Annotated in this window: 11 protein-coding genes; 4 read left to right on the forward strand and 7 right to left on the reverse strand. The window is 38.5% G+C overall.

The genetic code is table 11. The features are described 5' to 3' along the window. Nucleotides 1-78 precede the first annotated feature (78 nt). Both CXF85_RS01790 and CXF85_RS01795 read left to right on the forward strand, forming a co-directional pair. Nucleotides 79-4,164 (forward strand): tandem-95 repeat protein, encoded by a 4,086-nt coding sequence (locus CXF85_RS01790; protein ID WP_101226803.1) that lies wholly within the window; start codon nucleotides 79-81, stop codon nucleotides 4,162-4,164. 90 nt (nucleotides 4,165-4,254) lie between these two features. Further along, nucleotides 4,255-6,483, forward strand: coding sequence for a CHASE2 domain-containing protein (locus CXF85_RS01795; protein ID WP_101226804.1), 2,229 nt, complete (start codon nucleotides 4,255-4,257; stop codon nucleotides 6,481-6,483). Between the two features lie 329 nt (nucleotides 6,484-6,812). On the opposite strand, the gene lysA is transcribed toward CXF85_RS01795, so the two are convergent. Both lysA and CXF85_RS01805 read right to left on the reverse strand, forming a co-directional pair. After that, nucleotides 6,813-8,075, reverse strand: coding sequence for a diaminopimelate decarboxylase (lysA, locus tag CXF85_RS01800; RefSeq protein ID WP_101226805.1), 1,263 nt, complete (start codon nucleotides 8,073-8,075; stop codon nucleotides 6,813-6,815). Between the two features lie 225 nt (nucleotides 8,076-8,300). After that, nucleotides 8,301-8,825 carry an NADPH-dependent FMN reductase gene (locus tag CXF85_RS01805; protein WP_101226806.1) on the reverse strand — a complete coding sequence of 175 codons (525 nt, stop codon included), beginning with the start codon at nucleotides 8,823-8,825 and terminating at the stop codon, nucleotides 8,301-8,303. A gap of 145 nt (nucleotides 8,826-8,970) precedes the next feature. Between CXF85_RS01805 and CXF85_RS01810 the strand changes: the two genes are divergently transcribed. Beyond that, nucleotides 8,971-9,903: a LysR family transcriptional regulator gene (locus tag CXF85_RS01810; RefSeq protein ID WP_101226807.1), complete on the forward strand. Its 933-nt coding sequence runs from the start codon at nucleotides 8,971-8,973 to the stop codon at nucleotides 9,901-9,903. An 81-nt stretch (nucleotides 9,904-9,984) separates the two neighbouring features. Here CXF85_RS01810 and CXF85_RS01815 read toward each other — a convergent pair whose 3' ends face one another. Next, the gene (locus tag CXF85_RS01815) at nucleotides 9,985-10,662 is read right to left on the reverse strand and encodes a DUF2982 domain-containing protein (protein WP_101226808.1); all 678 of its coding nucleotides are present in this window, start codon (nucleotides 10,660-10,662) and stop codon (nucleotides 9,985-9,987) included. 65 nt (nucleotides 10,663-10,727) lie between these two features. Next, nucleotides 10,728-11,171 (reverse strand): DUF4124 domain-containing protein, encoded by a 444-nt coding sequence (locus CXF85_RS01820; RefSeq protein WP_101226809.1) that lies wholly within the window; start codon nucleotides 11,169-11,171, stop codon nucleotides 10,728-10,730. Nucleotides 11,172-11,349: 178 nt separating this feature from the next. Here CXF85_RS01820 and CXF85_RS01825 point away from each other — a divergent pair, with 178 nt between their 5' ends. Then, nucleotides 11,350-12,240 (forward strand): peptidoglycan DD-metalloendopeptidase family protein, encoded by an 891-nt coding sequence (locus CXF85_RS01825; protein WP_101226810.1) that lies wholly within the window; start codon nucleotides 11,350-11,352, stop codon nucleotides 12,238-12,240. 52 nt (nucleotides 12,241-12,292) lie between these two features. Here the strand turns inward: CXF85_RS01825 and CXF85_RS01830 are convergent, their stop codons facing one another. From CXF85_RS01830 to CXF85_RS01840, 3 genes are read right to left on the reverse strand one after another with little or no spacing between them, the layout of a single operon-like run. After that, the gene (locus CXF85_RS01830) at nucleotides 12,293-13,441 is read right to left on the reverse strand and encodes an ABC transporter permease (protein WP_101226811.1); all 1,149 of its coding nucleotides are present in this window, start codon (nucleotides 13,439-13,441) and stop codon (nucleotides 12,293-12,295) included. A gap of 2 nt (nucleotides 13,442-13,443) precedes the next feature. Next, a complete protein-coding gene (locus CXF85_RS01835; protein WP_101226812.1) occupies nucleotides 13,444-14,397 on the reverse strand; it encodes an ABC transporter ATP-binding protein in 954 nt (317 codons plus the stop codon). Further along, nucleotides 14,394-15,362, reverse strand: a complete 969-nt coding sequence (locus tag CXF85_RS01840) for an HlyD family secretion protein (RefSeq protein WP_101226813.1) — start codon at nucleotides 15,360-15,362, stop codon at nucleotides 14,394-14,396. Before CXF85_RS01840 ends, CXF85_RS01835 begins: the two co-directional genes overlap by 4 nt. Between the last annotated feature and the right edge of the window lie 3 nt (nucleotides 15,363-15,365).

Raw genomic sequence — 15,365 nt, forward strand, 5'->3', positions numbered from 1 at the left:
CTCTACAGCGGAGAATGTTCCATAGATACCTAGAAATCCATAGATTTAATATGACTGTATCATGCAGGAATTAAGATTATGAATAAACGATTAACATACTTGAAAATTTTTAGCTGCGCTCTAAGCATATTAATACTCTCAGCGTGCGGAGGAGGTGAAGATGAAACATCAGTTGGTGTGACAAAAATCCCCCCAGCACAAGTAGTGAAAGTCAACGTATCTGGCGGCGTCACTAAAGGAGTGCTAGTAGGGGCAACTATTAATGCTTATAACATTGCTGTTGATGGTACTGTTGATTACACGTCAGTAATTTCATCAGCAATAACTGATGTGAATGGATTATTCAATCTTGACTTACCCGCTGTCCGAGGATATCTATTACTGCAAAGCCGTGGCGGTGATTTTATCGATGAAACGGATCAGAATCCTGATATTAATCAAAAACGTAAGATTACATTTTCATCAGAAGAAGGCTTATCAACTGTTCTACCCCCAAGCTATAATTCTATTGCATTGACTATGATTTCTCAGTCAATTTATGACAAATCATTACGTGAATTTGGAAGTGATTTTTATGCCGCTTATTTGATTAATATTGATACCTTTACAGCAGGACTCGGATTTGACCCCCTTAGTATAATACCCGCAGATCCAGTAAACCCAGACCAGACAGTACCTGAAACGGCCAGGCAATATGCGTTACTTGCAGGAGGGCTTGCTAATATTGATAATCAAGTAGCGGTATCTTTGGGATTATCATTACCAACTTATGAAATTATGCAGGCAGTTATTGCAGATTTCAGTGATGGAAATATCGATGGAACAATCAATGGTGTAGCCATATCTGTTGCTGGAGGAGTATTACCATCGGGGCTTGACCTAGACGCTGCAATTACTCGCTTCAAAAACAATAATTTCACCAATTTTCAAACAACCAGTATTCCTGACGTTGATTATGATTTACTGGAAGTACCAACCAATGTCATACCTGATGTGAATGCAGGAGTTGAGCAAACTATTTTGGAGCAGGACCAAGTTAGTTTATCGGCTACGGCAACTGACTCAGACGGAAGAGTTACTGTTATAGAATGGAATCAGCAGCAGGGAACTACTGTTGTATTTGATGATTTTAATAGCCTGAATCCATCATTTACAGCACCTGATATTGATACCAATGAAACCCTGAACTTTACTTTAACGGTGACAGATGATTTTGGTCAGTCTGCGATTGATTCAGTATCAATCAACATCATTGCAAATCAAAAACCAATAGCTAATGCTGGAGGTGACCAATCGATATATGAACAAAATTTAGTTAATTTATCAGGATCTGCAACCGATACTGATGGCAGTATTCGTTCTATTCTCTGGACACAAACTCAGGGGACAAACGTAACACTCAGTAATACTACAATTTTAAATCCGTCTTTCACAACCCCTGATATTACTGACAGCGAAATTGCTATTTTCACCCTAACAGTTACTGATGATTTTGGGGATTCAACAACGGATACTGTTGCAATCAATGTTATTGTCACCAATGCGCCTTTAATTGCTGCAGGTAATGATCAAACAGTTAATGAACAGACTTTAGTCTCATTATCAGGCACGACCATTGATATTGACGGTATTATTGTAAATTTTGGCTGGACACAGGTTTCAGGTACAAGGGTTAGCTTATTAAATGCCAATAGTTTAATACCTTCATTTACTGCTCCGAATATTAGTACCGATGAAATATTGGTATTTCAGTTATCTGCAACCGACGATATTGGTCTTACGAGTACAGATGATGTATCAATAAATATTATTGCTAATAATGCCCCCATTGCAAACCCTGATACTGCTACAGTGGCAGAAGGAGCGAGTGTTACTATGTCTATTCGTAGTAATGATACTGATGTAGAAACGCCAAATTCCAGTTTAATAATAACCATCCTCAGTACTGTTACCAATGGTAGCCTGGTGAACAATAATAATGGCACGGTTACTTATACTCATGATGGTTCAGAAACTGTGGCTGATAGTTTTAGCTATACAATAAATGATGGTGATATAGATTCAGCCCCTGCAATAGTAAGTATTACGGTAAGCCCAGTGAATGACCTTCCTACAGTAACAGGACAAACAGTATCCACCGCTGAAGATATACCGTTATTGATCATTTTGGCTGGAGCAGATATTGATGGAACGATTAGTAGTTATTCAGCGGGCGCAGTTGCCAACGGCTCTCTAACAGGCACAGCCCCTAATCTCACTTATACTCCCAATAATAATTATTTCGGCAGTGATAGTTTCAGCTTTACGGTAACGGATAATGATGGTGGAACTTCACTAGCAACAACAATTAGCATTAACGTAACAGCAGTAAATGATCCGCCAAATATCACAAGTATTGCAGGAACAACGGCAACAGAGGATATACTCTATACCTATAGTGCAACGGTAAGCGATATAGATGATGCTAATGATGGAACGCAATTGAGCTGGAGCCTGACAGGGGCTCCAGCAGGAATGCTTGTATCAACTAGCGGTGTAGTAACATGGACAGCGCTTGAAGGTGTTTTAACTTCAGGTATAGTAACCTTAGCCGTTGTTGATGGTGGTGAAGATGGTGTTGTTGCATCAACTGAAAACTTTACAATAACGGTGACACCTGTAAATGACCAACCAACGGCTACACCGCAAACATTATCAACTGATGAGGATATTCCGTTATCGATTACTTTAGCTGGAATAGATATTGATGGAACTGTCATCAGTTATTCACCAGGGGCAGTTTCCAACGGCTCGCTAACAGGGACAGCTCCTAACCTCAATTATACTCCCAATAACAATTACTTCGGCAGTGATAGCTTCACCTTCACGGTAACTGATAATAATAGTACGGTTTCAACTGCAGCGACCATAAGCATTACAGTGATATCAGTGAATGATCTTCCTAGCATTAATATGCCAGCGGACCAAAATGTAGGAGTTGATTTACCGGTATCGCTAACGGCTACAGCCTCAGACGTAGATGGTACCATATCAGGGTATCAGTGGGCACAAACCTCCGGCATAGATGTTACAAGCTCCTGGACAAACGCTAATAGCCAGACAGCATCATTTAACTCGCCTATTACAACAGCGACTACTACATTGAGTTTCACGCTGACAGTAACTGATAATGATGGTGGCCAAACTACAACAGCACATAATATGACGGTAACCCCTGTATTGGTTGCCGATTTATTAGCACCCACTTCAGTCTTTATTGATTCTACTTTATCTGGTTGTGTTAGTGATAATGCAGCCGCAAATGGCTATATCTATGTTCATGAATTTGTATCTCTCAATTGTGATAGCTATTGGGTATCTGCTGATTACACCGGAATGAATCAATTACCTAATTTATTAACGCTAAATTTTACAAAAAATTATTTTGATGATCTTTTTTTCCTCTCATCATTGCCATTATTAACAACGCTAACGTTGGATGATATATCTGCTTGGAATACAGGTCTTGATATATCATCATTGTCTTCACTTAGTTCGCTTACTAGCCTTTCACTATCTAATGCTGACGTTGCGGTGGCTGATTTATCTGTTTTATCATCCATGACTTCGTTAACTGTGCTCAATTTACATTTGCTTGGTATGTCAGATATTACCTTTCTCTCAGGTTTAAGCTCACTGACTTCACTTGATTTAAGTGCAAATAGCATAACCACTATTACAGCGGTTTCAAATTTTTCATCACTCGAGATATTAACATTATCCAATAACCTGATTACGACCATTCCCAGTTCAACATTACCTACGACACTGGCAACTCTTTACCTTGATAATAATAGTATTTCAGCGACTGCAGCTATTGCCGATCTTTCAAGTTTGACGTCTTTAGCTAATCTTGAGTTGAGTTTTAATAGTCTTTCAGATATTTCAAGTTTATCAGCGTTAACCTGGTTATCCGGAACGTTAAATCTGAGTGATAATGCTGCTATAACCGATTTAATTCCACTGTTTGGCGTAATTGAAAACCCTGGGCCAGGGACTGATGGTTTGATTAATTTACAGTTCATTCAGACAGATAATATGAGTTTTGGACATTGTTCTCCTCAAATTGATGATCTGTTTAGAGAATTACCTGCAACGACTGTTATCAACTATGTAGGTTGCTAAAATTAATATTTACATTTTTTTCAGTTGCTTATCGATAGTTATTAATTGTTTTTATGAAACGTTATTGCCAATTGTTAAAATAAGAAAAAAATGAAAAATTTATCACACAAACAGATACGAATAATAATATCGAGCATATTATTCCTATTTTTCTTCCTATTTTTAGTGGGTGTTTTACCAACACGCTACCTTGAGAACATGGAAAATCAACTCTATGACTTTCGTCTACGCAGTGATTTATTGAACACAGTTGATGACAGGATAGTCATACTTGATATTGATGAAAAGAGTATTTCTGCTCTTGGTCAGTGGCCATGGCGTCGTACCTTAATGGCTGAATTAGTTGATAAACTGAATACCGATTATCAAATTAAGGTTATTGGTTTTGACTCCGTTTTTCCTGAAGCAGAAGATACTAGTGCGAAGGAATTATTAAGTCTTCTTTCCAACAATGAATTATTTCAAAAACAGGATGTCGCAGCGTTTTTACAGACGAAAGGTGATGAGCTTGATGGGGATTCAAGATTTGCTGAAAGTCTTGTGGCAAGGAATGTGGTTATTGGCTATACCTTTGAGAATTACCGTGGAGACGATATTGATTACTTAACCAAAGGCTTTATTTCAGAGCCGTTGGTAACGGCCAAATCATTGGAGTCGCTTGATATTGATTTTTATCGAGCGGGTGGTTTTGTTGGTAATTATGAATATATGAGTCAAGCAACCTTTTATGGCGGTTTTTTTAATTACCCAAGAGAAAGTAGCAGTTTACGCAAAGTACCTCTTTTATATGAATATAATGGCGACGCTTATCCATCCTTGGCACTGAGAACTGCGATGGTAAGCCTAGGCGTAGATAATATTGAATTTTTGTTTGAAAATAATGCAGAGAAACTAAACTCACTGACGCTCGAATACCTAAAAGTAGCAGATAAAAAAATTCCAGTAGATGGCCAGTTTGCTGTTTATGTTCCATACCGTGGTGGTATGTATAGCTTCCCCTATGTATCAGTTATTGATGTGTTAAAGGGAGATACTCCTTTAGAAATGTTGAAAGATAAAATTTTACTCTTAGGTACTTCGGCGACAGGAATGATGGATCTTCGCTCAACTCCGGTAGGCGATACTTATATAGGCGTTGAAATTCATGCCAGTATTATCTCAGGAATTTTGGATGAACGTTTTAAATTAAAACCCTCCTATATGAATTCTATAGAAGCAGTTTTTCTATTATTGATAACAATAATATTGCATATGGCCTATTCAAGGCTAGGAGCCGTGGGTGCAGCAATAATCTTCCCTGTTGCTATCGCTAGTGTATTAGGCTTTGGTTTCTTACTGTGGCATAAATTTAACTTTGTTATACCTCTGGCAAACTCTATATTATTGGTTTCTATTCAATCATTCGTTCATACCGCGTATGATTTTTTTGTAGAATCTCGTCAGAAACGGCGTATGAATCTATTTTTTGAGCAATACATTCCATCGGAATTGGTAAAAGAAATGGATTCCAATTCTCAGGAATTAAGTTTAACTGGTGACAGTAAAGAGATGTCTGTTTTATTTTCAGATGTGAGGGGGTTTACAACGATTTCTGAGACGATGACACCAGGGGATTTAACGCAATTAATGAATGAGTTTTTGACACCAATAACAAAAGTGGTCCATGAAAATAGAGGTACAATAGACAAATATATGGGAGATTGTGTCATGGCCTTTTGGGGAGCACCACTTACCGATAAACAGCACGCCAATCATGCAGTTCGTGCTAGTTTTGATTTGATTGAAGCGATAAAATTAATTCAACCCGAGTTTGATAAAAAAAATTGGCCAAAAATTAAAGTTGGTGTTGGTATCAGTTCAGGAGAGATGCATGTAGGGAACATGGGCTCTGAATTTAGAATGGCTTACACCGTCATGGGAAATAACGTTAACATTGGTGCAAGGCTTGAGGGTCTGACAAAGAATTATGGTGTTGATATCATCGTTAGCGATACCACTGCATCGTTGGCAACAGCTTTTGTCTATCGTGAATTAGATCGAGTCTTAGTAAAAGGTAAAAACAACCCCATTATAATTTTTGAGCCACTGTGTAAAAAAGGGGAGCTTTCAAGTCTTGGGCAGAAGGAACTAGCCTGTTATAACAAAGCCATTGTCGAATATCATCAACAAAATTGGCAGGCAGCAAAAAATTTATTTGAACAATTAAAATCGGTATCAACCAAGAAAATTTATGATATCTATTTAAGTCGAATTGCTGGTTATCAGAAAACGCCACCTGCAAAAGATTGGAATGGTGTTTTTGAGCACACAACAAAATAGAACTAACTGTTTAATTAAGAATAAAATTCAATGAGATATACAAAACTGAGATTTAAAAATATAACTATTCACAAGTAAAGCAGGGTACTCGAAGTGTGTTGTTGTTGTTGTTGTTGTTGTTGTTGTTGTTGTTGTTGTTGTTGTTGTTGAGCAATATATATCCGAACACCAGCTACCTTTGGAAGGTAGCTGGTGTTCGGATGAGGCGAGCGCTTGCAACAAAAAGTAGTCTTTCATATTCACGCATCAATGTTTAACTTTTACGAAAAGCACAAAGTTTTAATCAGTGTGTTGGCGACTATTTAATAATAAATAGGCGCCAATAACTATTACAACCAGCTTGGCGTAATATCTTGTTTTATAATATCTTCATAACTTGGGCGCTTTCTTACCACGGCAAACTCATTACCTTTTACCATGACTTCAGGGGCTAACATACGAGTATTGTAGCTAGATGACATAACAGCGCCATAAGCACCGCTACTCATAATCGCAATTAAATCACCGGCGTCAGATTGATGTACTTGTCTTGCTTTGGCAAAGGTATCGCCTGTTTCACAAACGGGACCAACGACATCATAGGTTTTTAGTGCGTTACTCTCTTGATTCACCGCAATAATTTGATGGAATGCATCGTACATACTTGGTCTGATTAAATCGTTCATTCCGGCATCAAGTAATAAAAACTGACGCTCTTCTCCTGTTTTGACAAAAACGACACTGGAGACAAGAATACCGGCATTGCCTAATAACGAACGGCCGGGCTCAATAATTATTTTACAATTTAGGTGGCCAAGTTGCGCTTTAACCATATCTGCATAGGTCTTTTTACTCGGGATGATTTCATCTAAATAAGTAATACCTAGACCACCACCAACATCAATCACACTAATGTCATGGCCATCAGCTCTTAACTCAACAACGAGCTGTGCAATATGTTGGTAGGCTTCTTCAAAAGGAGCTAAATTTGTTAATTGCGAACCAATATGTACATCAACACCTTGTACTTTTATACCGGGTAACGATGCAGCTTGTTTATAGGCTAATCGGGCTTTTGAAATGGGTACGCCAAATTTATTTTCTGCTTTACCCGTGGAAATTTTTTCATGGGTTTGTGCACAAACATTAGGGTTAATACGAAAAGAAATCGCGGCAGTAGTATTAAGTGACGTCGCTACTTTTGATATCAACTCTAGTTCTGGCTCAGACTCAACATTGAACTGAAAAATACCTAACGATAATGCATACTCAATTTCTTCCTGTGTTTTAGCAACACCAGAATAAACGATTTTATCGGCTGGAATACCTGCTGTTATTGCACGGCGAATTTCGCCCATTGAGACGACGTCAGCACCTGAGCCTAATTTGGCTAAAGTGGCAAGCACCGCTTGGTTGCTATTGGCTTTTACCGCATAACAAATCAAAGTATCTTGATCGCTAAAAGCGTTTTGATAATCTTGAAAGCTTGTTTCAATGGCAGTACTTGAATAGCAATAAAAAGGGGTTTTAACCTGTTTGGCAATAGTGCTAATCGCAATATCTTCAACAAACATTTCATTATTTTTGTGCGGGAAATAGGTAACTGGTGTCATAGGGTAATCATCGAGTCTTGTGCAAACATAATGTAGCTAAACTTATGCTAACTTGCCCTAGTATTCAAGGGCTAAGTGCAATATCGTCAAGGTAAAATGTTATAGCTCATAACTGGAATCTATCGGGGTGGTATATCTTATGGAATTATCACCCAATCACCCGAGAATTTGATGATGTTAACTAAGTTACTTTATTGGCTAGAGTAACTTAGTTGATCTGACCACCTAGCCTAGCTGAGCAATAGCAGATTTTAACTGATCAAGTATGGCTAGGTTACTAATCTCTTGTTTTTCATTATCAAAATTATCATAAAAACTAGGAACCGACAGGCTCGCTTTTACATCACCAGCAAAATAAGGTGCAGAGCCAGTTGCTGCGGTTAATACTGTATTGGCACCACCGGGTCCTGGTGATGTAGCCAGTAAGACCATTGGTTTATTCTGAAATAATTTTTGATCGATGCGAGAAGTCCAATCAAATAAGTTTTTATAAGCAGCCGTATATGAACCGTTGTGCTCAGCAAAAGAAATAATAATAGCATCAGCTTGACCCAACTTAGCGTAAAAAGCTTTGGCAGCATCAGGCTGACCTAATACTTCTTCTTTATCTTGACTAAATAAAGGCATTTCATAATCGTTAATATCTAATATTTCTACAGTCGCGCCAGATACTAATGAGGCAGCGTAAGTCGCCAAGTTTTTGTTGATTGATTTTGAGCTGCTGCTGGCTGCAAAGGCTAATAATTTCATGATAATGCATCCTTATTTATACCTAGTTAGGTATCTAAAATGTTTAATTAATGACTAAATACTTTGGCTTAGTCATTTGATGTAAGTATTATATAACTATAATCAAATGTAATTAATACCCTTAAATGATAATGACTTTTTCCATATGACTCATAATGACCTTATTTCAAGTAAAGAGAGTAACCTTTTCGATGGTATGGTAGTTTTTACCCAAGTCGTTGAGTGTGGCAGTTTTTCAGGTGCAGCGATAGCCACTGGCCATTCAAACTCTTACATCAGTAAAACAGTGAATAAACTTGAAGCTCGTGTTGGCGTACGTTTGTTAAATCGCACCACACGTTCTATTAGCTTGACCCCGGAAGGACAAGCCTATTTTGAGCAATGCCAACAATTAGTGCTCGATGCGCATGATGCAATAGCACTGTTAACTCAAAGTCATATAGAGCCGAAAGGTGTGCTTAAAGTGAGCTGTCCTACTTCGTTTGCTGAAAGTCACTTACAAGATGTAGTATCCGAGTTTATGCACCAGTACCCCGACGTTAACTTAGTATTGGATTTAAATGATAGACAGGTCGACTTGGTTCAAGATGGCTTTGATTTAGTCATTCGAGCAACAGAGCAACTGGCTGAGTCAAGCTTGGTTTGCCGTAAAATATACAGCTGCAATGGTTACACGGTAGCATCTCATGACTATTTAAAACGTTTTGGCGTGCCGAAATCACCAGAGCAACTCAAGTCGCACCAGTGCATTTGTTATAGTAACTTAAAGCAAAGCACTAAATGGAGTTATAGCCATAAAAATGGAACTGATAGTCAAGTTGAAGTGAAGGCAAAGTTATTATGCAATAGCGCAAGTATGGAATTAGCCATGGTGCTTGCAGGTCATGGTGTTTGCCGATTACCCGAATTTGTTATGGAAACAGCACTGAAAGATAAAACGTTAGCTATATTACTCAGTGATTACCTCGCGCCTACTATTGATGTTTATGCTATTTATCCAAGCCGAAAACATTTATCGCCTAAAGTCCGTTGTTTCATTGATTTACTTGTAGAAAAAATGCCTAAAACGCTAGCTTAGTTTTATTACTTTTTGGGGGAGGGCTTCGCGGTGATTTAAAAGGTCTTTTAAATCTATTTTAAATTTTTTCAAAGATATAGCTCACTTGTATTCAGTAGAAGACTTCATACATTGTGTCAATAAAGTACAAAATTCATTAAGTTCACGATCAATGGCTGTTTCAGGTAGAAACAAGTGATAACCCAATGCCTTATGTAACACAGTACAGTGATGAAGAAAGGCCGCTAATGGTCCTTTCAATACTTCACCCGAAGGTAAAATAAAAGGCTCAAAATTAAGAATACTTTGTTCAATGGTTAGAAAATCCATCTTAATGGCAAACGCTAATAAAGGTTTTTGTTCATGGATAAGACGATTAGCCAAACGTGGTGAAATCTGATGAGCGAGTGACGATAACTGTATTAAACGAATGCCGATATATGGCAGCTGTATTTTGGTAAAGCCAAAGGTTTCATTTATCAATGATATTCGTTGTATTTCTGGCCACTCTATTTTCCATTGACCATATCTATGCTGATATTTAATACTCTTAGGACTAAGACATAAACTGTATTGAGGTTCGAGATACTTAGCTAAACCCGTTATAAATATCACTAATGCACACAGGTAAATAAAGATGATCACCAACTGAAATTGTCGCCAATAGCCTTGACTAAAAACAAACGTGGTAAAAGCAATTATAAATGCGGTCAGCATTAAAAAGAGCGCATGGTGATTACTCTGCGCTTTAATATTGATAACAGGTAACTCTCTTGACATGACTACCTCTCTCACTCTTTGATCTATTTTAGCTAATACTCAGAGCTAAAATAGTTGGCAAAACGTTAACGGCAGGTCTTTTTATAAGCCTTAGTATATTTTTTCTTTTCTGCTTTAAGCTGTTCATCATTTTGGAATGTACGTTCGCCTTCGGGTGACATGAAATATATACGGCCACCGCGGTTAATTATTGCGAGTTGACGTTTTATATTATCGCAATAACCCTTACTTTTACGGGATTGTTTAGCCTCTTTTTGAGTTTTTTCAGCCTTAGCTTGTTTAGCTTTATTATAGTCTTGTTGCCATTGACTATCTTGGGTGACAGTTTTAGCAATATTATTATTTACTTTCAGTTTTACCTTGGTAACTTTTTCATCATGAATTGGCTTATCACTAAAGTGCACCTTACCGTCTTTATCTGTCCAAGTATAAATCTCAGCGATTGAGGTAAATGATAAAATACTGCTTGTAACCAGTACAAATACTGCTAATAATCTTAAGATTTTCATAAAGTCCCTTTTGTATCTTAATGCTTTGTATCTTAGTGCTTATAATATAAAACTTTACTGTGTAATTAGCGTCGTTAATCGACGTAATATTGAAATAATAACATAGCTTTATTAGGATGTGACAGCCTGCTATGATTAATTTTTAGCGCGTTGTTAAATAATACAAGGAAGATTTATAATGAAAGGGTTGTGGCTATTATTACTGGTTACCTGCATCACTAATACCCATGCAGGGCAGATGTATAAATATAAAGATGCCAATGGTCACTGGGTGTTTAGCGATAAGCCGCCAGAAAAAGCACAAGACTTTTCAACGTTAAAATATACTAGCCCGAAAAAACCAACCTCTAAAATTAAACTTTATAATGTAAAGAGTGAGGAAGGTTACACTCTCTATGCTAAAAGTGCTTTTTATGCACCTATTGAAGTCGGCTTTACCTCGCCATTTAGTCAAAAACTTATTAGCAAAGTCATTCCAGCACGAGGAAAAATCGCTTTACTTGAAAGCAAAAACAAAGCACCTAAGATAAATTATAACTGGGCATTAGGTGATCCCAAAAGCGTTGCTGATAGCTACCAATACCATGCCCCTTTCGGTTCACCAAAAGGCCATAGAATTACCCAAGGTTTTAATGGCGAGTTTTCTCATACGGGGGAGTATAGTAAATATGCTGTTGATATCGCCATGGATGTAGGTACTTACTTAACAGCTGTTCGAGCTGGTACGGTTATTTTTGTTAAGGATGATTACCATATGAGTGGTACTACTCGGTATTTCCTTGATAAAGCAAATGTCATTCAAGTACTGCATGATGATGGTACTTTTGCGTCATACGCACACATCTTAATGGAGACAGCATTAGTCAAAGAGGGTGATAAAGTAGCCCTTGGTGATCGATTAGCTCGCTCAGGTTCATCAGGATTTTCTACCGGACCTCATCTGCACTTTTCAATTGTTAAAAACGTAGGCCTTAATAGTATCTCAATACCTTTTAAGTTTGTAGATAATGAGGGCAAGGTGTTTACCCCAAAACGAGCAATGATCATGGTCGGAGCCAATAAGCCTTGATTAACCACCTAACATCAAAGCTTCTGTATTTTTTACCTCTGTTTGCATAGGGCTAATCAAGGGTCTTCTTAAAACGTAATGCGGCAACAAGTAAACCAAAACAAGTAAAAGCTATCAACCAAAGCATATCAAAGCTCATCTCAACGACAGCAACATCACGTAATACTACACCTCTAATCAAGCGGATGAAGTGCGTAGCAGGTAATGCTTCAGCAATATATTGCGCGGGTAATGGCATCCCTTCATAGGGAAACATAAAACCAGATAATAATATTGAGGGCAGTAAAATAAAGACAGTCATTTGCATTGATTGTAATTGGCTTTTTGCGATAGTGGATATGACTAAACCAAGTACTAAGCTGGCGCAAATGAAGAGTAGGGTAGCCAGAGCTAGTTGGGCTAACCCACCATTAAACGGCACATTAAAGAGCCAATAACCTAGCCCTAAAATAATACTGACTTGAATAACGCCAATAAAAATATAAGGGAATATCTTACCAATCATCAATTCTATTGAGGCCAGTGGCGTGGTAATAAGCATCTCCATATTACCGCGCTCTTGCTCTCTTACAATGGCGGCAGAAGTAAACATTATCATGGTCATGGTAAGTATTACCGCAACGAGGCCGGGTACTATATTCACCACACTACGCTGTTCTGGATTATAAAGTAGGGTGACTTCAAACGTAGGGGTACTGCGGTTGGCTGGTTTGTCTAATAGCTCAGCTAACGGCATATTACGCAAACCTTTAATTGCACCGGCTATGACCGTATCTGAGCCATCAACTAACCATTGCGCTATGGGGCGACTTGTTTCTTGTTTACTCGATGGCGGTAAACCAAAGCCGACACTAGGATGGCGAACCAAACGTTGACTAACATCTTGCGGAATAATCAATACCGCGCGTACTTCGCTATTGTCGATAGCTTTTTGTGCTGATTGTACCGAGTGATAGCTGTGAGTGAAGCTGACAATACCGGTTGCCGAAACGGTTTGTTGTAATACTCGACTGAGTGATGTTTGACTGTGATCGACCACACCCACGGGAATATCTCGCACATTGGTATTAATCGCAAAGGCGAATAATAGTAATTGTACCAGTGGGATCATGATGACCATACCAAAGGTCATTTTATCGCGGCTAAGCTGCAATAACTCCTTTATTACAATCGCTTGAATTCTCAATAAGGATGTTTTCATTATTACGCAACTCCCTGACCCGTACAACTGACAAATACATCTTCTAAACTCGGCCTAACAATGGCCAATTTATCGCTAGGTTTTAGACAAGGCTGCTGTTGCAATAATGCTATAGGTTGGCTCTCATTTTTATTCACTAAAACGCGTAAGTGCGTGCCTAACTGAGCAGCAGAAATTACCTGTGGAAGTTTGATCAAATTATCTTTGATATGGCGTAAATTATTAGCGGAAATTTCCACCACTTGTGTTGTCATATTATTCATTAGGGCTTGGGGTGAGTCATCGGCTCTTTTGATACCATTTTCTAAAATGGCGAGCTTATGACAACGCTCTGCTTCATCCATATAATGTGTTGACACTAAAATAGTAGTGCCTTGATCGCAAAGATCAAATAACTGTTCCCAAAATTCTCTACGGTTCTGAGGATCTACTGCTGAGGTAGGCTCATCTAAAAAGAGTAACTTAGGTTTGTGTATTACAGCAGCGGCAAGTGCTAAACGCTGTTTTTGACCGCCACTCATGCTGCCAGCAAGTTGCTGACTTTGTTGGGTTAGCTGATGAGTACTTAATAATTCACTCAAACGAGACTTCTGCTCGTTAGCCGTTAAACCGTAAATCCTACTGATAAACTGTAAGTTTTCTTTAACCGTAAGGTCATCATACAGTGAGAATTTTTGCGTCATATAACCAATTTTCAACCTAAGTTTATTGGCCTCTTGGGGTAAATGACAACCTAACACATTGACTTGGCCACTGGTCGGTTTTAACAAACCAGTAAGTAATCTAATTGCTGTAGTTTTACCTGAGCCATTGGGACCTAAAAAGCCATAGATAGTTTGTTTTTCAACTTTTAAATCTAATGATGATACTGCTGTTAATGCCCCAAAATTTTTACAAAGTTTTTCAGCATTAATGGCAAACTCATCATGCTCAGTACTATGAAAATCGGTACTCATGGCATTTGCACTTGTGCAGGAACACCCATAGGAAGTTCTGCTGCACTATCGGGTAATTGTATTTCAGCCAAATACATAAGATTAGCGCGTTCTGCTTGGTTCAGGGCGAAATAAGGGGTAAAAGCGGGCTCGGAAGATATCCAACGCACAGTTCCAATAATGGGTTCTGTCAAGCCATCAACTTGCACCACTAATTTATCAGCCACTTTTATTTTTACGCGATAGGGCTCAGGTACATAAACACGAGCAAAGGGCGCCTTTCCAGCTAAAACAATCGCTACTGGGCTACCTAATGTGACACGTTCGCCTAAGTTCCACGGTAAGTTATCTAATAAACCATCACGTTTAGCGGTAATGGTTAAGTCTTTAAGTTTTTTATTTTCGCTATCAACCACTGCAATGGTGGTTGCTAAAATAGCTTCGGCAATCTGAAGGTCTTCAATACGGGCGCCATTAATAAGTTGCAATAGCTTTTCTTGAGCGCTATGTAATTTTGCAGTATTTTCATCACGTGAAGCAAGGGCATTATCAAGCGTTGCTTGACTTGCTAGCTCTTTTTTAATGAGTATTTTAGCGCGTTGATAATTAGCTACACTTTTTACTAACGCCGCTTTCTCGCCAGCTACTTGCGCTGAAGCAGCAGCCACTTCTTCTACACGGGCGCCATTATGCACTTTCTCTAAATTAGCTTTTGCCTGTTGCATTTGAGCTTGTGCTTTAGCAACCTGCGCTTTTTGAATGGTGTCATCTAGCTTTACCAGTATAGTGCCTTTACTTACTTGACTACCCGCACTGACAGGTAAAGCGGTGATTACTTCGCTAACCGTTGCTGTATGAGCAATGCGTTCTCGCTCTAATGTACCGAGGGCAAGGCCTGGCTTATTGTTATCACAAGCGCTAAGGGAAATTAGTATGAAGAATAGTATAAATAGATTAGAACAAGGAACGATAAACTTGGCAGACATGAT

Origin of the sequence: Colwellia sp. 75C3 (assembly GCF_002836255.1) — a bacterium.
In the GTDB taxonomy this organism is placed as follows: Bacteria; Pseudomonadota; Gammaproteobacteria; order Enterobacterales; family Alteromonadaceae; genus Colwellia.